The 17,355-nt window shown below is 62.7% G+C and carries 20 protein-coding genes; 10 read left to right on the top strand and 10 right to left on the bottom strand.

Annotation, left to right across the window (positions count from 1 at the left end; translation table 11 throughout):
• Positions 1 to 242: 242 nt before the first annotated feature.
• The 7 genes from NKH43_RS15785 to infC form a co-directional block, all read right to left on the bottom strand.
• Positions 243 to 845 (bottom strand): nucleotidyltransferase family protein, encoded by a 603-nt coding sequence (locus NKH43_RS15785; protein WP_352858938.1) that lies wholly within the window; start codon positions 843 to 845, stop codon positions 243 to 245.
• Positions 846 to 884: 39 nt separating this feature from the next.
• Positions 885 to 3,293: a phenylalanine--tRNA ligase subunit beta gene (gene pheT, locus NKH43_RS15790; RefSeq protein WP_352858940.1), complete on the bottom strand. Its 2,409-nt coding sequence runs from the start codon at positions 3,291 to 3,293 to the stop codon at positions 885 to 887.
• A gap of 106 nt (positions 3,294 to 3,399) precedes the next feature.
• The gene (gene pheS / locus NKH43_RS15795; RefSeq protein ID WP_352847692.1) at positions 3,400 to 4,485 is read right to left on the bottom strand and encodes a phenylalanine--tRNA ligase subunit alpha; all 1,086 of its coding nucleotides are present in this window, start codon (positions 4,483 to 4,485) and stop codon (positions 3,400 to 3,402) included.
• Positions 4,486 to 4,581: 96 nt separating this feature from the next.
• Positions 4,582 to 4,983: a 50S ribosomal protein L20 gene (gene rplT / locus NKH43_RS15800; protein ID WP_006201247.1), complete on the bottom strand. Its 402-nt coding sequence runs from the start codon at positions 4,981 to 4,983 to the stop codon at positions 4,582 to 4,584.
• 147 nt (positions 4,984 to 5,130) lie between these two features.
• Positions 5,131 to 5,334: a 50S ribosomal protein L35 gene (gene rpmI / locus NKH43_RS15805; RefSeq protein WP_006201248.1), complete on the bottom strand. Its 204-nt coding sequence runs from the start codon at positions 5,332 to 5,334 to the stop codon at positions 5,131 to 5,133.
• 178 nt (positions 5,335 to 5,512) lie between these two features.
• Positions 5,513 to 6,154 (bottom strand): methyltransferase family protein, encoded by a 642-nt coding sequence (locus NKH43_RS15810; RefSeq protein ID WP_023718299.1) that lies wholly within the window; start codon positions 6,152 to 6,154, stop codon positions 5,513 to 5,515.
• Positions 6,155 to 6,356: 202 nt separating this feature from the next.
• On the bottom strand, positions 6,357 to 6,893 hold the full coding sequence (infC, locus tag NKH43_RS15815) for a translation initiation factor IF-3 (protein ID WP_023677573.1): 537 nt from the start codon (positions 6,891 to 6,893) through the stop codon (positions 6,357 to 6,359).
• Positions 6,894 to 7,107: 214 nt separating this feature from the next.
• Here infC and NKH43_RS15820 point away from each other — a divergent pair, with 214 nt between their 5' ends.
• The 4 genes from NKH43_RS15820 (at position 7,108) to NKH43_RS15835 (ending at position 10,475) form a co-directional block, all read left to right on the top strand.
• The gene (locus tag NKH43_RS15820) at positions 7,108 to 7,878 is read left to right on the top strand and encodes an alpha/beta hydrolase (RefSeq protein WP_352858942.1); all 771 of its coding nucleotides are present in this window, start codon (positions 7,108 to 7,110) and stop codon (positions 7,876 to 7,878) included.
• Positions 7,879 to 7,882: 4 nt separating this feature from the next.
• Positions 7,883 to 9,025 (top strand): benzoate/H(+) symporter BenE family transporter, encoded by a 1,143-nt coding sequence (locus tag NKH43_RS15825; RefSeq protein WP_352858943.1) that lies wholly within the window; start codon positions 7,883 to 7,885, stop codon positions 9,023 to 9,025.
• Between the two features lie 116 nt (positions 9,026 to 9,141).
• Positions 9,142 to 9,618 (top strand): DUF2852 domain-containing protein, encoded by a 477-nt coding sequence (locus NKH43_RS15830; protein ID WP_352495238.1) that lies wholly within the window; start codon positions 9,142 to 9,144, stop codon positions 9,616 to 9,618.
• Between the two features lie 98 nt (positions 9,619 to 9,716).
• A complete protein-coding gene (locus NKH43_RS15835) occupies positions 9,717 to 10,475 on the top strand; it encodes a M48 family metallopeptidase (protein ID WP_023718295.1) in 759 nt (252 codons plus the stop codon).
• Positions 10,476 to 10,484: 9 nt separating this feature from the next.
• Here NKH43_RS15835 and NKH43_RS15840 read toward each other — a convergent pair whose 3' ends face one another.
• The gene (locus tag NKH43_RS15840; RefSeq protein WP_023718294.1) at positions 10,485 to 10,703 is read right to left on the bottom strand and encodes a hypothetical protein; all 219 of its coding nucleotides are present in this window, start codon (positions 10,701 to 10,703) and stop codon (positions 10,485 to 10,487) included.
• A gap of 167 nt (positions 10,704 to 10,870) precedes the next feature.
• Here NKH43_RS15840 and NKH43_RS15845 point away from each other — a divergent pair, with 167 nt between their 5' ends.
• The 6 genes from NKH43_RS15845 (at position 10,871) to NKH43_RS15870 (ending at position 16,547) form a co-directional block, all read left to right on the top strand.
• Positions 10,871 to 11,530 (top strand): phosphoribosylanthranilate isomerase, encoded by a 660-nt coding sequence (locus NKH43_RS15845; RefSeq protein ID WP_023718293.1) that lies wholly within the window; start codon positions 10,871 to 10,873, stop codon positions 11,528 to 11,530.
• 33 nt (positions 11,531 to 11,563) lie between these two features.
• The gene (gene trpB, locus NKH43_RS15850) at positions 11,564 to 12,814 is read left to right on the top strand and encodes a tryptophan synthase subunit beta (protein ID WP_352858945.1); all 1,251 of its coding nucleotides are present in this window, start codon (positions 11,564 to 11,566) and stop codon (positions 12,812 to 12,814) included.
• 2 nt (positions 12,815 to 12,816) lie between these two features.
• Positions 12,817 to 13,656 carry a tryptophan synthase subunit alpha gene (gene trpA, locus NKH43_RS15855; RefSeq protein WP_352484473.1) on the top strand — a complete coding sequence of 280 codons (840 nt, stop codon included), beginning with the start codon at positions 12,817 to 12,819 and terminating at the stop codon, positions 13,654 to 13,656.
• 94 nt (positions 13,657 to 13,750) lie between these two features.
• On the top strand, positions 13,751 to 14,677 hold the full coding sequence (gene accD / locus NKH43_RS15860) for an acetyl-CoA carboxylase, carboxyltransferase subunit beta (protein ID WP_023718290.1): 927 nt from the start codon (positions 13,751 to 13,753) through the stop codon (positions 14,675 to 14,677).
• Between the two features lie 62 nt (positions 14,678 to 14,739).
• A complete protein-coding gene (locus NKH43_RS15865) occupies positions 14,740 to 16,065 on the top strand; it encodes a bifunctional folylpolyglutamate synthase/dihydrofolate synthase (protein WP_352484474.1) in 1,326 nt (441 codons plus the stop codon).
• 62 nt (positions 16,066 to 16,127) lie between these two features.
• The gene (locus NKH43_RS15870; RefSeq protein ID WP_023718288.1) at positions 16,128 to 16,547 is read left to right on the top strand and encodes a VOC family protein; all 420 of its coding nucleotides are present in this window, start codon (positions 16,128 to 16,130) and stop codon (positions 16,545 to 16,547) included.
• A gap of 47 nt (positions 16,548 to 16,594) precedes the next feature.
• Here NKH43_RS15870 and NKH43_RS15875 read toward each other — a convergent pair whose 3' ends face one another.
• Together NKH43_RS15875 and trxA are read right to left on the bottom strand one after the other, a co-directional pair.
• The gene (locus tag NKH43_RS15875) at positions 16,595 to 16,876 is read right to left on the bottom strand and encodes a cupin domain-containing protein (RefSeq protein WP_352484475.1); all 282 of its coding nucleotides are present in this window, start codon (positions 16,874 to 16,876) and stop codon (positions 16,595 to 16,597) included.
• 132 nt (positions 16,877 to 17,008) lie between these two features.
• On the bottom strand, positions 17,009 to 17,332 hold the full coding sequence (gene trxA, locus NKH43_RS15880; RefSeq protein ID WP_023677558.1) for a thioredoxin: 324 nt from the start codon (positions 17,330 to 17,332) through the stop codon (positions 17,009 to 17,011).
• Between the last annotated feature and the right edge of the window lie 23 nt (positions 17,333 to 17,355).

Below are 17,355 nucleotides of genomic sequence, written 5' to 3' on the forward strand. Positions count from 1 at the left end.
GGCGTTTCGGCGCCCCGTTTTCGGTCGCACCGCAATGCAAATAATTGCGAGATATTGGCGCGAGGCACCCCCCTCTGTCCTGCCGGACATCTCCCCCTCAAGGGGGGAGATTGGACGTCACCTCGGCTTTCGCCAATCACGGACGTTGCAGGAGCGAGCGGATCGCCGAAGCTGCCGATCTTCCCCCCTTGAGGGGGAGATGTCCGGCAGGACAGAGGGGGGTGCTGTCCCGCCGACATTTCCTACCAAGGCACGACACTGATCTCCGGCCAGTTCTCCCTCGCACGCGCGCCCTTCATCTCGTGCGTCTGCCGATTATCCAGTGCACGGTTCGGGGTAACGCGAAACGAGAAGATGTCGTCGAGCCCGAACGGCGCCACGAGCGCGAGTTGCCCATCGGTGCCGAATCTAACGCCGACCGCATGGGTTTTCGAAGCGAAATAGGACAGCGCCTCGGCGGACGACGACAGTCTGGGATAGGAACCGCCAAAGCGCGCCTCAAACCACAGATGCACCCGCGCCTGGTTGCGCACTTCGACCGGCAGCGTCAGTCCTTCGAACTGCTTCGCCGCCCGGCGGATGACCGTGTCCTCGGCCTCGTAAGACAGATCGCTCTCATCGAAATAGAACAGATCGACATCACGAATGCCATATCCCGAAGGCTTCGCCGTCAGATGATTCCAGACGCTGTTGTAAAGCGCGCCGGACACGACCAGCCAGTCGGGGAGGTCGAGCGCCCGTACCCGCGACAGCGTCTCGCCGACCAGCGGATCGGCCGAGACGATATCGAGAAAGGCTGCACGCTGTTCCTCGAAGGGCAGCCCTGAATAGCGCAAATGGTTCATCGCCCTTTGGAGGGCGATTCGCCATGCGTCCGCAATCCCTCAGCCGCGCAGCACGCCGCCGGTCTGTTTGCCGACATTCTCGACGATGCGCTTGGCCAGCGCCTCGAAATCCTCGTCGGTCAGCGTCTTTTCGACCGGCTGGATCGAAACTTCGATGGCGATCGACTTCTTCGTCGCGCCGAGCGCTGCACCCTCGAAAACATCGAACACCGAGACGCCGGAAATCAGCTTCCGGTCTGCGGCAAGGGCGGCGCGAACGAGTGTGCCGGCTTCGACCGCCTTGTCGACGACAAAGGCGAAATCGCGCTTGACCGCCTGGAAGGCGGACAGATCCAGCCTCGGCTTTGTCCGCGTCGGCTTGGCCTTCGGCTCGGGCACGGCATCGATGAACACCTCAAACCCGCAAAGCGGACCGGAGACGTCAAGCGCCTCCAGCGTCTTCGGGTGGAACTCGCCGAACGTGCCAAGGATTACCTTCGGCCCGAGCTTGATCGTGCCGGAGCGGCCGGGGTGATACCAGGCCGGGCTGCCGGCCTCGATCTGCAGCCGCTCGACCGGCGCGCCGCAGGCTTCGAGTGCTGCGATCGCATCGGCTTTGGCGTCGAAGACGCCGACGGCGCCGGCGTTGCCGGCCCAATGACGGCCGGAGCCCTCGAGCTTGGCGGTGCCGCGCCGAACGCCGGCGGCAACACGCCGCTGCTGGTCGGCGCCGTCGCCCTCGTAAGTGCCCGACACTTCGAACAGCGCGACATCGCCGATGCCCTTGTCGGCGTTGCGCTGCGCGGCTGCGATCAGGCCCGGCAGCAGCGACGGCCGCATGTCCGACATATCGGCGGCGATCGGGTTGGCAAGCTTCAACGCCTGCTGGCCGCCGCCGAACAATTCGGCGTGTTTTGCCGGAATGAACGACCAGGTGACGGCCTCCATCATGCCGCGCACGGCAAGTGCCCGCTTGGCGGCGCGGGTGCGGATCTGCAGCACAGTCAGGATCTTGGCGTTGACCGCGTCATGGGAACCGAGCGGCTGCGGCGCGATATTGTCGACGCCGTGGATGCGCATGACCTCCTCGACCAGGTCGGCCTTGCCGTCGACATCCGGCCGCCAGGACGGGACCGCCACATTGACGACATCGCCGGTACCCTCCGGCTTGAAGCCGAGGCGGGCAAGAATGTCGAGGCTCGTCGAGCGCGGCACTTCAATGCCGGTCAGCCGCTTCACTTCCGACAAAGGGAACGAGACGATCTTCGGCCGATGGCCGGCATAGCCGACGGCTTCGGTTTGCGCCGGCGTGCCACCGCAGAAATCGAGCACCAGCCTCGTTGCCAGTTCCACGCCGGGAACCATCATTTCCGGGTCGACGCCGCGCTCGAAGCGGTAGCGTGCATCGGTGATGATGCCGAGCGTGCGGCCGGTGCGGGCCGTGGCGATCGGGTCCCAAAGTGCCGACTCGATCAGCACGTCGGTGGTGTTCTCGTCGCAGCCGGAATGCTCGCCACCCATGATACCGGCGATCGACTCGATACCATCCTGGTCGGCGATGACGCACATCTCCGGCGTCAGCGTGTATTCGCGGCCGTCGAGCGCCAGCACCTTTTCGCCGTCGCGTGCCCGGCGCACGGTGAGGTTGCCGGTGACCTTCGCAGCGTCGAACACATGCAGCGGCCGGCCGCGGTCAAAGGTGACGTAATTGGTGATGTCGACGAGCGCGCTGATCGGCCTCAAGCCGATCGCGAGAAGCCTTTGCTGCAACCATTTCGGCGACGGTCCGTTCTTGACGCCGCGCACCAGGCGCAGCGCAAAGCCGGGACAGAGCTTCGGCGCTTCGATCGTCACCTTGACCGGCGTCTCGCCCTTGCCGGGGATCGGCTCTATCGGCGCGCTCTTCAGAGTGCCGAGCCCGCTTGCCGCCAAATCGCGGGCGATGCCATGGACGCTGGTGGCATCCGGCCGGTTCGGCGTCAGATTGATCTCGATCAGCGGATCATCGAGATGGGCATAGGCGGCGAAACTGGTGCCGACCGGCGCATCGGCCGGCAGGTCGATGATGCCGTCATGCTCCTCGGACAGTTCGAGCTCGCGCTCGGAGCACATCATGCCGTGGCTTTCGACGCCGCGGATCTTGCCGACGGTCAGCGTCACGTCGATGCCGGGGATATAGGTGCCCGGTGCTGCAAAGGCGCCGATCAGGCCGGCGCGGGCGTTCGGCGCTCCACACACGACCTGCACTGGCGCCCTGCCGTCGCCGGTGTCGACGGTCAGCACGCGAAGCCGGTCGGCGTCGGGATGCTGGACCGCCGCCAGCACCTTGGCGATGACGAAGGGGGCCAAGCTCGCCCGGTCGTCGACATGCTCGACCTCGAGGCCGATCGAGGTGAGACGTTCGACGATTTCCGCCAGCGAGGCATCGGTCTCGAGGTGATCCTTGAGCCAGGAGAGGGTGAGTTTCATGACTGTGTTCCGTCTGGTCTGGGCACGCTGGGCTTGAAGCTATGCGGTCGCGCGTCGGACATGTGCAGGAAGGCGAGTTGCCTGCGGATTTGCTGCGGCCCGATTGTCATGCGCTCAAGCCCCCAAACAGCGTCGGCATGTCGAGCGGCCTAAAACCGTAATGCGACAGCCAGCGCACATCCGCGTCGAAGAAGGCGCGCAAGTCCGGCATGCCGTATTTCAGCATGGCGATGCGGTCGATGCCCATGCCCCAGGCAAAGCCCTGGTATTCGTCGGGATCGAGCCCGCCGTAACGGAGCACATTGGGGTGGACCATGCCGCAGCCGAGGATCTCCATCCAATCTGAGCCTTCGCCGAAGCGCACCTCGCCCGGCCGCGAACGGTCGCACTGGATGTCGACCTCGAGGCTGGGCTCGGTGAAGGGGAAGAAGGACGGCCGGAAGCGCATCTTGACGCTCGGCACCTCGAAGAAGGCCTTACAGAACTCCTCCAGTACCCACTTCATGTTGGCGACGTTGGCCGATTTGTCGATCACCAGCCCCTCGACCTGATGGAACATCGGTGAGTGGGTGGCATCGGAATCCTGCCGGTAGGTCTTGCCAGGAATGACAATGCGGATTGGCGGCTTCTGCATCTCCATGGTGCGGATCTGCACCGGCGAGGTGTGGGTGCGCAAAAGCTTGCGTTCGCCCTGCTCGTCCGGCTGGAAGAAGAAGGTGTCGTGCATCTCGCGCGCCGGGTGGCCTTCCGGGAAGTTCAGCGAGGTGAAATTGTAATAGTCGGTCTCGATGTCGGGACCTTCGGCGATGGCAAAGCCGAGATCGCCGAAGATGGCCGCGATCTCGTCGATAACCTGGCTGATCGGATGGATGCGGCCGCGCTCGGCCGGCGATTGTCGCACCGGCAAGGTGACGTCGACCTTCTCGGCGGCAAGCCGTGCCGTGATCGCCACATCTTTCAGCTCGGCGCGACGGGCCGAAAGCGCCTCGGTGACGCGGTTCTTGAGGCCGTTGATTGCCGGACCTTTGACCTGGCGCTCCTCGGCGCTCATCGAGCCGAGTGTCTTCAGTATCTCGGAGACCGAACCCTTCTTGCCGAGGGCAGAGACGCGCACCGCCTCGATTGCCTGCTCGTCGGCGGCAGAGGCGATCTCGGCCATCAGGGAATTTTCGAGAGTTTCCATGTCACTCATGTTCCAGACCCGATTGGAAGCAAAGAAAAACCCGCGCCAGCCCTGCCAGCGCGGGTTTCCCAAATCAAGTGTCGAATAGCTTGGGAAGCGCTGGTCTTAAGCGACAGCGCTTTCAAAAGCGTTCGGCGTGGTGTTCTTGAGGTATTCGAGCGCGACCTTGGCCTTGGCCACGAGTGCGGCAAAAGCCTGCGGCTCGTGGATGGCCATGTCCGACAGGATCTTGCGATCGATCTCGATGCCGGCCTTGTTGAGACCGTCGATGAAACGGCCATAGGTCAAGCCATGCTCATGCGTCGCCGCATTGATGCGCTGGATCCACAGCGCGCGGAACGAACGCTTGCGATTCTTGCGGTCGCGATAGGCGTACTGCAGCGACTTTTCCACCGCCTGCTTGGCGATGCGAATGGTGTTCTTGCGGCGGCCGTAAAAACCCTTGGCGGCTTTCAGGACCTTCTTGTGCTTGGCGTGCGAGGTGACGCCTCTCTTTACGCGTGCCATGTCATGATCTCCTTAAAAGCAATTCCAGGAAAAGTGCCTAGCGGTTTTCCGTTCGGAATTGCGTAAAACAAATGCGTGTCCAGACCGAATGCCCTTATTTGGCGCATGATGTTTTCCAAAAAGTCTGCAACTTTTTGGCATCATGCCCTAGAGGCCGTTCGGCAGAAAATTCTTGATGACCTTCTTGCCATCCGGTTCAGCCAGAACCATCGTGCCGCGGGCATTTCGAATGAACTTGTTGGAACGCTTGATCATGCCGTGACGCTTGCCGGCCGCAGCCGACAGAACTTTACCCGTACCTGTGATCTTGAACCGCTTCTTGGCGGCCGATTTGGTCTTCATCTTGGGCATTTTGCTACTCCGTTCATATGCGCACCAATGCGCTTTTTGTTCGCTTCAGGCCGACCAAAGCCCGAAAAGCAAATGAAACCGCCACGGCATGCCCTGCCGGGCGGTTTTTTTGGAACGCGGTCATATACGTCAAAGCGAGGGCGCGCGCAACACCCAGCGCTCAGCAACCTTGTAGTGCTCAGGGGAAACGGAACAGCACCGGTAATATGCCCGACTGCTGGGCGCCGTCGATCAGTTCGAAAGCCGGCAAGGCAAGGAGGAACACCAGCCCGTCCAGTAACGTGGTTCGCAGCAGGCGCGGCTTGAAGCTGCCGGTGTCGCCTTCCTGATACAGTGACAGTTTCGGGAAGAAGCGCGGCACTTTCGCCAGATAGGCCTGGTATGGCGCGCCGAGAACCTCCTTGAGGAATTTCTCCTCGCGCAGGATAACGATGTAAAAGGCACCCGCGCAGAGCGCTCCAAAGCCGATCGTGGCCGCGATGGAGCCGATCTGTGCGCCGACACCAGCGGCAGCTAAAGTGGAGAAAAGGTAGAGTGGGTTGCGCGTGATCGAATAGGGTCCGCCGGTCACCACTTCGGAGGATTTGCGTCCGCCGATGTAAAGCGTCGACCACAAGCGCCCGACGATGCCGAGAAAGATCAGCACGACGCCGACCATTTCGATCGTTTCATGCACTGGCGTATCGGGAGGGAAAACCGACTGGCCGAACAGCAGCGCCGCGAACATCACCATGATGAGAACGGCAAGTACCATCCTGCGCATATGCTGGTAGCTGCCAAGCCCGTGCTTAACTTGCGCGTATCTGACTTCATTGACCATGTCGGGAATCCGATCGTCGAGGGAACCAGAGCGTCGTTGCTCTCGCCGGCGATCGCAGCGTCTGGCCAAGAAAACAGGCGCCCCGCCGATCGCCGGGACGCCTTGCAACATGATTCAGGCGGATTTAATGCATGTCGCCCAAAAGTGCGCAGCGGTTTTGGGACAACGACATGCACAAAACAGAACTAAAGCGCAACGCGCTTTAGCGGGGCGCCAGCACCATCATCATCTGGCGGCCTTCGAGCTTCGGTTCGGCTTCGACCTTGGCGATGGGCGCCACTTCCTCGCGAACCTTATTCAGAAGCTGCATGCCGAGTTCCATGTGCGCCATCTCGCGACCGCGGAAGCGCAATGTCAGCTTGACCTTATCGCCTTCCTCGAAAAAGCGCCGGACGGCCTTCATCTTGGTCTCATAGTCGTGGCTGTCGATGTTCGGGCGCATCTTGATCTCCTTGATCTCGATGACCTTCTGGTTCTTGCGCGCCTCGGCCGCCTTCTTCTGGTTGGCGTATTTCAGCTTCCCGAGATCGAGGATCTTTACGACGGGCGGCACTGCATTGGGCGATATCTCGACCAGATCGAGCCCAGCCTCTTCGGCGAGCAGCAATGCGTCGTTGATGGAGACATCGCCCCGGTTCTGGCCTTCGGCGTCGATTAGCTGGACCCGGGGAACCCGGATATCACGGTTGGAGCGCGGGCCTTCCTTGGTGGGCGCCGCTGCTTTGAAAGGTCTGCGAATGGTCGTGGTCTCCTTGAGCCGTTTCGTTAAGGGGTTCTTCAGTTCAGAATTGCGAACGCGCAATGTGGTGAGCGCGCGGTCGGAGTCAATAGCACAGCATTCTCAGGAAATCACCTGCTCGATGAATGCTCCTCTGCACCAAGCGAAGAAAGTAACAGAGCACTTTTCGTTGAACCCCCGCTTGTGCCAAAAGACCGGCGCGAGGGAATACACCATGAGCACCACCACCCCGATCTTCCTAGACGTCGACGGGACGAGCATCGCCGTCAGGCATGCGGCAGGTGCCGAGCCCGGCATCGTCTGGCTTGGCGGCTACAAATCCGACATGCTGGGCACCAAGGCCGAAACCCTGTCGGAATGGACGCGCAAAGAAGGCCGGGCCTTCCTGCGCCACGATTATTCCGGCCATGGCGAATCGGGTGGCGCCTTTGCCGACGGCACCATCTCGAAATGGCTGGGCGAGAGCCTGGCGGTTTTCCGCCGCTTTACCCAGGGCAGGCAAATCCTGGTTGGTTCGTCGATGGGCGCGTGGATCGCGCTGCGCATGGTGCAGGAATTGCGTAAGGCGGGCGAGAACAGCGTCGCCGGCCTTGTGCTGCTGGCCCCGGCGCCCGATTTCACGTTCGAACTGGTGGAGCCGGTGCTGACCGGAGCGCAGAAGCGCGACCTCAGGAAAAAGGGTTTTTTCGAAGAGCCGTCGGATTATTCCGTCGAACCGTACATCTACACCCGCGCACTGATCGAGGACGGCCGCAGCAACCGGGTGATGACCGGGCCGGTCGACACGCACTGTCCGGTCCATATCCTGCAAGGCCTGGCCGATCCCGACGTGCCGTCGAGCCATGCGCTCAAGCTGGTCGGCCTGCTGCCGGCCGACGACGTCACGCTGTCGCTCATTCCGGACGGCGACCACCGCCTGTCGCGACCTCAGGATCTCGATATGCTGGTGCGGGCGGTGGACGCGATGGTGCGGCAGGCGGGATAGAGACATGCGCATTTCCATTCCGGTGTCCGCCTTTGTGGCGGCGATCGTCGGCTTCGGCGGTACGCTGGCCATCGTCATTGCCGCCGCCAAGGCGGTCGGCGCAACGCAGGTCGAGACCGCAAGCTGGGTGACGGCACTCTGCCTGGCGATGGCCATCGAGAGCCTGTGGCTGTCGTGGCGCACGAAAATGCCGGTCATCACCGCATGGTCGACGCCGGGCGTCGCGCTGATCGCCGCATCGACCGGCTTTTCGATGGGCGAGGCGGTTGGCGCCTTCATCGTCACTGGGGTCCTGCTGGTCGCCACCGGCCTGTTCGGGCCATTGACCAAGCTGATCGCCAGAATACCGGCTTCGGTCGCGTCCGGAATGCTGGCCGGCATCGTCGTAACCTTCGCCATCAATGCGGTGAAGACCGTGCCCGTCGACCCCTGGCTGATCCTGCCGCTGGTTGCGGTCTTCTTCGTCATCCGCCTGTTCAACCCGGCGCTGTCGGTGCTGTTGGTGCTGATCGGCGGCGGTCTCGCGGCCTTTCTTACCGACCGGGTCGGCGGTCTGCCGGCACCGGAACTCTCGAGCTTGACGCTGGTAATGCCGCAGTTCACCGCCGCTTCGATCATCGGCCTGGCATTGCCGCTCTATCTGGTCACCATGGCCTCGCAGAACCTATCCGGCCTCGCCGTGCTGAGGGCAGCCGGCTATCATCCCGAACCCGGGCCGCTGATCGGCGTCACCGGCCTGTTTTCGCTGCTGACGGCGCCGTTCGGCGCCTCGACGACCAATCTGGCGGCGATCTCGGCGGCGATCTGCACCGGACCCGACGTGCATCCCGATCCGGCCGAGCGCTGGAAGACCGGCCCGTTCTACGCGCTGGCCTATCTTGTCTTTGCCCTGTTCGGCGCCTCGCTGGTGGCGATCTTCGCCGTATTGCCGCAGAGCCTGATCGCGCTGGTCGCCGGCCTGGCGCTGATGGCACCGCTCGCCAATGCGCTGTCGATCGCCTTGAAAGACGAGGACGAGCGGATGGCCGCTACCGTCACCTTCGCCGTCACCGCATCGGGGCTGACGCTGTTCGGCGTCGGTGCGGCGTTCTGGGGCCTGATCGCCGGATTGGTCGTGCTTTTCCTTGAAATGTTCAAAAAGCGATAATCATTTCAGCCGCTTGTCCGGTTTTGGCGGTTGCTGTCTTGAATCGCCGTTTTCTCCATCCCATTTCGATTCCACGCAGCCGGATTTGGCTGTCTCCAACTGAAGGATTGGGAGAAATGAACACATCTGCATTGATCCGTCCGGCCTGGACGCCGGCGACCATCGCGCTGATGGTGATCGGGTTCATGGTGTTCTGGCCGCTCGGCTTCGCCATGCTCGCCTACATCATCTGGGGCGACCGGCTCGACGGCTTCAAGCGTGACGTCAACCGCGCCACCGACGGCATCTTCGCCGGCTGCCGCCGCGGTTCCGACAAGGCCGCGCGCTGGGGCCATGGCTCCGCCCGCACCGGCAACGTCGCTTTCGACGACTGGCGCGAAAAGGAACTCGAGCGGCTTGCCGAGGAACGCCGCAAGCTCGACGAGATGCTGAGCGAGTTCGACGAATATGCCCGCGAATTGCGCCGCGCCAAGGACCAGGAAGAGTTCGATCGTTTCATGGCCAACCGCAACAAGTCGACGTCTCCCACGACCGGGTCGACGACGAACAACAAAACCACCGGCAAGTCCACGCCAGGCCTGCTCGACGAGTAAGGGTCCCGTGCCCAGATAGATAATCCAACGGCGTCGCGTCAGCGGCGCCGTTTCTTTTTTGTTCTAGTCGTTTCCCTCGAATCACGTATCGTCCCGGAATGTCCTTCGGCTTCTTTCGCACCCCGACGAAACCCAAGCCCACGCCCGTCGTGGAGCGCGAGCATTGCGTTGCCGGCCGCACGCTGCCGCTCAAGATCGTCGAGAACGACAGGGCGCGGCGCCTGACGCTGCGCATCGATTCCGGCGGCCGCGGCCTGCGCATCACCGTGCCGCCGGGGCTGCGGCGCGGCGAGGTGGAAAGATTCCTCGACCGTCATCAGGACTGGCTGGAGCAAAGGCTGGCCAAGGTGCCCAACCGGCCGCAGGTGCGGCCCGGCATCAAGATACCGGTGCGCGGTGTGCCGCATCGCATCGTCCATGAACCGTCGAAACGCGGTACAGTCACGCTGTCGCGCGACGAGCGCGGTCCGCTGATGATCGTGCATGGTGAGCGCCTGCATCTGCCGCGCCGCATCGCCGATTTCCTCAAGCGCGAAGCCAAGCGCGAGATCGAGGCGCTGGTGACCAAGCACAGTGCTGCGGTCGGCAAGCGCGCCAAGGCGATCCGCTTCAAGGATACGTCGAGCCGCTGGGGGTCCTGCACGTCGGACGGCAATCTGTCGTTTTCCTGGCGCATCATGATGGCGCCGCGGCCGGTGATAAACTACCTCGTGGCGCACGAGGTGGCGCATCTCAAGGAGATGAACCACGGCCCGAAATTCTGGAAATTATGCGAGCAGCTGTGCCCGGACACCGAGCGCTGCAAGGATTGGCTCAAGCGCAATGGCGGCGCGCTGCAGGCGATCACGTTCGAGTAGTTGTCCGATTCAATCGTCGTTGGCGGCGTTCAACTCCTCCGGCCGCAATCCCTCGTCGACATGGCGCGGCCAGGGCAGGAAATCCTTCTCGAAGCCATCGTTGCTGAAATAAGCCAGCGCCCGATGCGCCTCCGCGCCGTTGAAGGCTGCCTTGTCCATCAAATGAGCGATGACCTCATGGGCCTGCGCCAGCTTTTGCCTGAGTTCCGCGACGGTCTTTTCCGGCATGGTCTTTGTTCTCCCGCCTTTGTGCCTGAGCAAGGTAGCGCGTTGCGCTCTTATATTAGCAAGGTGGCGCGTTCCGCTCTTACATTAGCAAGGTAGCGCGTTCCGCGCCGACGGCAAACAGGATGCTTTTTCTCGACTCTTTGGTCGTTTCGTGCCAATCCCGCGCCATGGCGCTGGACATCAAGATATGCGGATTGAAGACTGACAAGGCACTGGCCGCGGCATTGGCCGGCGGCGCCAGCCATGTCGGCTTCAATTTCTTTGCCAAAAGCCCGCGCTATGTCGAGCCGGTGGAAGCCGGCCGCCTGCGCGAAGCGGCGCGCGGCAAGACCAAGGCGGTTGCGGTGACGGTCGACGCCAGCGACGCGTTCCTGGACGAGATCGTCGAAAAAATGCAGCCCGACATGCTGCAGCTTCACGGCGCCGAAACGCCCGACCGGGTGGCTGAGGTGAAGGCGCGCTACGGCTTGCCGGTGATGAAGGCACTGCCGGTCAGCGAGGCTGCCGATCTCGAGCGGGTTAAACCCTTCGTCGGCATTGCCGACCGTTTCCTGTTCGATGCCAAGCCGCCTAAGGGTTCGGAACTGCCGGGCGGCAACGGTCTTGCCTTCGACTGGCGCATTCTGGCCGGCCTTGACGCCGGCGTCGATTACATGCTTTCCGGTGGGCTCAATGCCGGCAATATCGGCGACGCCCTTCGGCTGGCGAACCCGCCCGGAATAGATCTTTCCTCGGGCGTGGAAAGCGCGCCGGGGGTCAAGGAACCGGCGCTGATCGAACAATTTTTCCGGGCCGTCGGGGCAGCACGCGACAACCGCGCCGCCTGACCACGCTTCAAACCACAGACCAGGAGATCGGCGATGGATAAGCCGGCGATACCGAATTCCTTCCGCACCGGCCCCGACGAGCAGGGCATGTTCGGCATTTTTGGCGGTCGTTTCGTTGCCGAAACGCTGATGCCGCTGATCCTTGAGCTGGAGCGGCACTGGAACGAGGTCAAGAACGATCCGGACTTCAAGGCCGAACTGACCGATCTCTCGACGCATTACGCCGGGCGGCCGTCGAAGCTCTATTTCGCCGAAGGCTTGACCAGGCATCTTCGCGAGGTTTCCGCAGCGAAGGGCCTCGGGGGCGGCGCAAAGGTCTATTTCAAGCGCGAGGATCTGAACCACACCGGCTCGCACAAGATCAACAACTGCCTCGGCCAGATCCTGCTCGCCAAGCGCATGGGCAAGACGAGGATCATCGCCGAGACCGGAGCCGGCCAGCATGGCGTCGCTTCCGCTACAGTGGCGGCGCGCTTTGGGCTTCCCTGTATCGTCTATATGGGCGCGACCGATGTCGCCCGGCAAAGCCCCAACGTCTTTCGCATGAAGCTTCTGGGCGCGGAAGTGCGGCCGGTGACCGCCGGCCACGGCACGCTGAAGGACGCCATGAACGAGGCGTTGCGCGACTGGGTGACCAATGTCGAGGACACCTACTACCTGATCGGCACAGCCGCCGGCCCCCACCCCTATCCGGAGTTGGTGCGCGACTTCCAGTCGGTGATCGGCACCGAGGCGCGCGCCCAGATCCTCGAGCAGGAAGGCCGGCTGCCGGACACCATCATCGCTTGTGTCGGCGGCGGTTCCAACGCCATCGGCCTGTTCCATCCCTTCCTCGACGACAAAGAGGTTCGCATCATCGGCGTCGAAGCCGGCGGCCGCGGCCTCGATGGCATCGAGCATTGCGCTTCGATGAGTGCCGGCGCGCCCGGCGTGCTGCATGGCAACCGTACCTACCTCCTGCAGGACGCCGACGGCCAGATCATGGACGGCCACTCGATCTCGGCCGGGCTCGACTATCCTGGCGTCGGGCCAGAGCACTCGTGGCTGCGCGATTCCGGCCGCGTCGACTATGTGCCGATCCTCGACGACGAGGCGCTGGAGGCGTTTCAGCTGACGACGCGCGTCGAGGGCATCATTCCGGCGCTGGAATCCGCCCACGCCATCGCGCAGGCGGTGAAGATCGTGCCTGATATGGACAAGGACCAGATCGTCATCGTCAATCTGTCCGGCCGCGGCGACAAGGACGTGCATACGGTAGCCAATATGCTGGGCATGGAGATCTGATCATGACCACCCGTATCGACCGCCGCATGGCGAAGCTGAAGGCCGAAGGCCGACCGGCACTCGTCACCTATTTCATGGGCGGCGACCCCGACTACGACACGTCGCTGTCGATCATGAAAGCGCTGCCTGGCGCCGGCAGCGACATCATCGAGCTCGGCATGCCGTTTTCCGATCCGATGGCCGACGGCCCGGCGATCCAGGCGGCCGGCCTGCGGGCGCTGAAGGGCGGCCAGACCCTGGTCAAGACGCTGAAGATGGCCTCGGAATTCCGCGCCGGCGACAATGAAACGCCGATTGTCTTGATGGGCTACTACAATCCGATCTACATCTACGGCGTCAAGCGCTTCCTGAGCGACGCGCTGGCCAGCGGCATAGACGGGCTGATCGTCGTCGACCTGCCACCGGAGATGGACGAGGAGCTTTGCATCCCGGCACTCAAGGCCGGCATCAACTTCATCCGGCTGGCGACCCCGACCACCGACGACAAGCGCCTGCGCAAGGTGCTGCAGAACACGTCGGGCTTCGTCTACTATGTCTCGATGACCGGCATTACCGGCTCGGCGCTGGCCGACACCGGCAAGGTGGCGGCAGCGGTCAAGCGCATCAAGAGCCATACCGACCTGCCCGTCTGCGTCGGCTTCGGCGTCAAGACCGCCGAGCAGGCGCGCACCATCGGTGCCTCGGCCGACGGCGTCGTCGTCGGCACGGCGATCGTCAATGCGGTCGCCAACGTGCTCGGGCCGAAGGGCGAAAAGACCGCCGATCCGGCAGAAGCTGTCGCCACGCTGGTCAGCGGGCTGTCGCAAGGGGTTCGCGCGGCTCGCCTTGCTGCCGCCGAATAGTCTTGATCATCTGGCTGACCATGATCTTTGCCGAAAACCGGTTTCCACTTTTCGGGATCATGGTCTAACTCTTCGTAAGGACAGGAGCCGAGCGATGAACTGGATCACCAATTACGTCCGCCCGAAGATCAATTCGATGCTCGGCCGCCGCACCGACATGCCGGAAAACCTGTGGATCAAGGATCCCGAGACCGGCGAAATGGTGTTCCACAAGGATCTGGAGCAGAACCAGTTCGTCATCCCGTCCTCCGGCCACCATATGAAGATATCGGCCAAGGAACGGCTGAAGTTCTTCCTCGACGACGGCAAATACGAGACGCTGGAAAATCCCAAGGTGGTGCAGGATCCACTCAAGTTCCGCGACGAGAAGCGCTATGTAGACCGGCTGAAGGATGCCAAGGCCAAGACCGGCATGGAAGACGCCATTATCAATGCGCTGGGTACCGTCGAAGGCCTGCCGGTGGTGGTGACGGTGCAGGATTTTGCCTTCATGGGCGGCTCGCTCGGCATGGCGGCCGGTGACGCCATAGTGCATGGCTTTGAGGTCGCCCTGCAGCGCAAGCGGCCGCTGATCCTGTTTGCGGCCTCCGGCGGCGCCCGTATGCAGGAAGGCATCCTGTCGCTGATGCAGTTGCCGCGGACCACGGTCGGCGTCGACAGACTGAAGGAGGCCGGCCTTCCCTACATCGTCGTCCTGACCAACCCGACGACCGGCGGCGTCACCGCCTCCTACGCCATGCTGGGTGACGTGCACATTGCGGAGCCCGGCGCCCTGATCGGCTTTGCCGGCCCGCGCGTCATCGAGCAGACCATCAGGGAAAAGCTGCCCGACGGCTTCCAGCGCGCCGAATATCTGATGGAACACGGCATGGTCGACATGGTGGTGTCACGGCTGGAGATGCGCCAGACGATTGCGCGGCTGCTGAGAATGCTGCTCAAGCTGCCGGAAGAGCAAAAATCGCAGGAGCCGGAAATCCTGCCGCCGTCGGTGATCCCGGTCGAGGCCAGGCCGCAAGCCTGACACGACATCATGCGGCGCGGGCGGCTGTTGTGTGCCGTTGTGCGCACGCTTAGGATTCCTTCATGACCACGCTTGCCGCCGACCGCGAAATCGAAAGCCTGATGGCGCTTCACCCGAAGGGCTTCGACCTTTCGCTTGACCGCATTTCGCGGCTACTCGAGCGCCTCGGCAGCCCGCAGGACCAGCTGCCGCCGGTCATCCACATCGCCGGCACCAACGGCAAGGGCTCCTGTGCCGCCTTTTCACGGGCGCTGCTCGAAGCCGCCGGCTACCGCGTCCATGTCCACACATCGCCACATCTGGTGAACTGGCATGAGCGCTACCGACTGGCCGCCGATGGCGGCGGCAGGCTGGTGGACGACAAGGTCTTCGCCGAAGCCATCGCCCGCGTCGCCAAGGCCAATCAAGGCCAGAAGATCACCGTGTTCGAAATCCTCACCGCAGTCACCTTCGTGCTGTTTTCCGAATATCCGGCCGATGCCGTCATCCTCGAGGTCGGCCTTGGCGGCCGATTCGACGCCACCAATGTCATCGCCGAGCCGGCCGTGTCGGTGATCATGCCGGTCTCGCTCGACCACGAAGCCTATCTCGGCGACCGCGTTGAACTGATCGCCGCCGAAAAGGCCGGCATCATCAAGCGTGGATGCCCGGTCGTCATCGGCGCGCAGGAAAGCGAGACGGCGCAGCAGGTGCTCATCGAAACCGCCGAACGGCTCGACTGCCCCGCCTTCGTCTATGGCCAGGATTTCCTTGCCTATGAGGAAAACGGGCGCATGGTCTATCAGGACGAAGACGGATTGATGGACCTGCCGCCGCCGCGCCTGCCGGGGCGCCATCAATTCGCCAATGCGGCAGCGGCGATCGCAGCGGTCAAGGCGGCGGGCTTCGAGATCAGCCACCGCGCCGCCGAGAAGGCGATGACGAATGTCGCCTGGCCGGGCCGCATGCAAAAGCTGCCTCAGGGCCGGCTGAGCGAACTGGCGCCGAAGGGCGCCGACATCTGGCTCGACGGCGGCCACAATCCCGGCGCTGGCGTGGTCGTCGCCGAGGCGCTGGCCGAGCAAGAGGACAAGAACCCGCGGCCGCTGTTCCTGATCTCGGGCATGATCAACACCAAGGACCAAAGCGGCTATTTCCGTGCCTTCAAAGGGCTGGTGCGGCACGTTTACACCGTGCCGGTGAGCACGAGCGACGCGGGCGTGCCGAACGACGAACTGGCGACGCGCGCCATCGAGGCCGGCCTGTCGGCCGAACCCGTCAGTTCCGTCGCCAATGCGCTGATGCTGCTGCGCGACACGTGGGACGGACCGTCGCCGCGAATCCTGATCGGCGGATCGCTTTACCTGGCCGGTGCGGTATTGGCCGAAAACGGCACACCGCCGGTTTGAGGCGTGCCTCCACCCGGGCCATGATGACGCCACACCTATCAGATCACCGCGAGGAGCCAATCATGATCAAGGTAAAGCAGCTCGCTCACGTTTGCATTTTCGCGAATGACCTGGAGAAGACGCGAAGCTTCTATCGGGACGTCCTCGGCATGGATACGCAGTTCAATTTCCTGCGCGACGGCAAGATTTTCGGCTTCTATCTCAATTGCGGGAGCCGTAGCCATGTCGAAGTGTTCCAGAAAGACGGCGCGAGCTATAGCGACTTGAACCAGATCAACCACTTCTGCCTCGAAGTGGAAAACATCGACGCCGCGATCGCCCATCTGAGGTCAGAGGGGGTTGATGTCACTTCCAAGAAACGCGCGTGCGATGACACCTACCAGGCTTGGATCCGCGACCCCAACGGCGTGAAGATCGAACTGTTCGAATACACTGAGAAAAGCGCACAATTCGTCGGCGGCGATCGCATCGCGGATTGGTGATCGCGCCTCGCCGGACAATTGTAGCGGCGCAGCCGATGGTTGGTGGACTACTTCAGCTCGACCTCGATGAAGGCGAATTCGCCATCGTTTGCGCTGATGACGTCATGTTCGACGCCCTCGTTGCGGAAATAGGGCGCGCCCTTCTTCATTTCGGCGAAGGATTCGCCATCCTTGGTCAGGAGCTTCACCTTGCCGTCGGTCAACGGCACGATCACATAGTCGTGGCCATGGCGGTGCCAGCCGGTGTTGTCGCCCGGGGCGAAGCGGTATTCGGTGACGATGACGCGCTCATTGTCGATGAAGACGGTGGCCTTGGCGGATCCGATCATATCGCTTCTCCTTTGTATTCAGAAGAGAAGAATACGGGGCGGCAAGCCGCGAGTGCCAGAGCGGCCCACCAATGACGCCAGCAAAAGAAAGCCCGGCGCGAGGCCGGGCTTTTCTGCAAAATTTTGATCGGATCAGGCGAGACTGCCGTTGATCCAGTGCGACAATGCCGTTTTCGGCGCAGCACCGACCTTCATATCGGCGACTTCGCCGCCCTTGAAGATCATCAGCGTCGGGATCGAGCGCACGCCGAACTGCGCGGCCAGCTCAGGATTCTCATCGATGTTGAGCTTGGCGATCTTTATCTTGCTGCCGAGTTCGATGGCGATATCCTCAAGCGCCGGGGCGATCATCTTGCACGGGCCGCACCATTCCGCCCAGAAATCGACCACGACCGGCTCCTTGGCGTTGAGCACGTCGGCCTGGAAATTGCTCTTGTCGACCTTGACGGTGGCCATGCTGAGATCCTTTCGATTTGTTC

Origin of the sequence: Mesorhizobium sp. M1163 (genome assembly GCF_040318415.1) — a bacterium.
GTDB lineage: Bacteria > Pseudomonadota > Alphaproteobacteria > Rhizobiales > Rhizobiaceae > Mesorhizobium.

Excerpts from the sequence above, each read along its gene's own strand:
- NKH43_RS15785 (WP_352858938.1), bottom strand. The coding sequence starts at position 845 with ATGAACCATTTGCGCTATTCAGGGCTGCCCTTCGAGGAACAGCGTGCA.
- pheT (WP_352858940.1), bottom strand. The coding sequence starts at position 3,293 with ATGAAACTCACCCTCTCCTGGCTCAAGGATCACCTCGAGACCGATGCC.
- pheS (WP_352847692.1), bottom strand. The coding sequence starts at position 4,485 with ATGAGTGACATGGAAACTCTCGAAAATTCCCTGATGGCCGAGATCGCC.
- rplT (WP_006201247.1), bottom strand. The coding sequence starts at position 4,983 with ATGGCACGCGTAAAGAGAGGCGTCACCTCGCACGCCAAGCACAAGAAG.
- rpmI (WP_006201248.1), bottom strand. The coding sequence starts at position 5,334 with ATGCCCAAGATGAAGACCAAATCGGCCGCCAAGAAGCGGTTCAAGATC.
- NKH43_RS15810 (WP_023718299.1), bottom strand. The coding sequence starts at position 6,154 with ATGGTCAATGAAGTCAGATACGCGCAAGTTAAGCACGGGCTTGGCAGC.
- NKH43_RS15820 (WP_352858942.1), top strand. The coding sequence starts at position 7,108 with ATGAGCACCACCACCCCGATCTTCCTAGACGTCGACGGGACGAGCATC.
- NKH43_RS15825 (WP_352858943.1), top strand. The coding sequence starts at position 7,883 with ATGCGCATTTCCATTCCGGTGTCCGCCTTTGTGGCGGCGATCGTCGGC.
- NKH43_RS15830 (WP_352495238.1), top strand. The coding sequence starts at position 9,142 with ATGAACACATCTGCATTGATCCGTCCGGCCTGGACGCCGGCGACCATC.
- NKH43_RS15835 (WP_023718295.1), top strand. The coding sequence starts at position 9,717 with ATGTCCTTCGGCTTCTTTCGCACCCCGACGAAACCCAAGCCCACGCCC.
- NKH43_RS15840 (WP_023718294.1), bottom strand. The coding sequence starts at position 10,703 with ATGCCGGAAAAGACCGTCGCGGAACTCAGGCAAAAGCTGGCGCAGGCC.
- NKH43_RS15845 (WP_023718293.1), top strand. The coding sequence starts at position 10,871 with ATGGCGCTGGACATCAAGATATGCGGATTGAAGACTGACAAGGCACTG.
- trpB (WP_352858945.1), top strand. The coding sequence starts at position 11,564 with ATGGATAAGCCGGCGATACCGAATTCCTTCCGCACCGGCCCCGACGAG.
- trpA (WP_352484473.1), top strand. The coding sequence starts at position 12,817 with ATGACCACCCGTATCGACCGCCGCATGGCGAAGCTGAAGGCCGAAGGC.
- accD (WP_023718290.1), top strand. The coding sequence starts at position 13,751 with ATGAACTGGATCACCAATTACGTCCGCCCGAAGATCAATTCGATGCTC.
- NKH43_RS15865 (WP_352484474.1), top strand. The coding sequence starts at position 14,740 with ATGACCACGCTTGCCGCCGACCGCGAAATCGAAAGCCTGATGGCGCTT.
- NKH43_RS15870 (WP_023718288.1), top strand. The coding sequence starts at position 16,128 with ATGATCAAGGTAAAGCAGCTCGCTCACGTTTGCATTTTCGCGAATGAC.
- NKH43_RS15875 (WP_352484475.1), bottom strand. The coding sequence starts at position 16,876 with ATGATCGGATCCGCCAAGGCCACCGTCTTCATCGACAATGAGCGCGTC.
- trxA (WP_023677558.1), bottom strand. The coding sequence starts at position 17,332 with ATGGCCACCGTCAAGGTCGACAAGAGCAATTTCCAGGCCGACGTGCTC.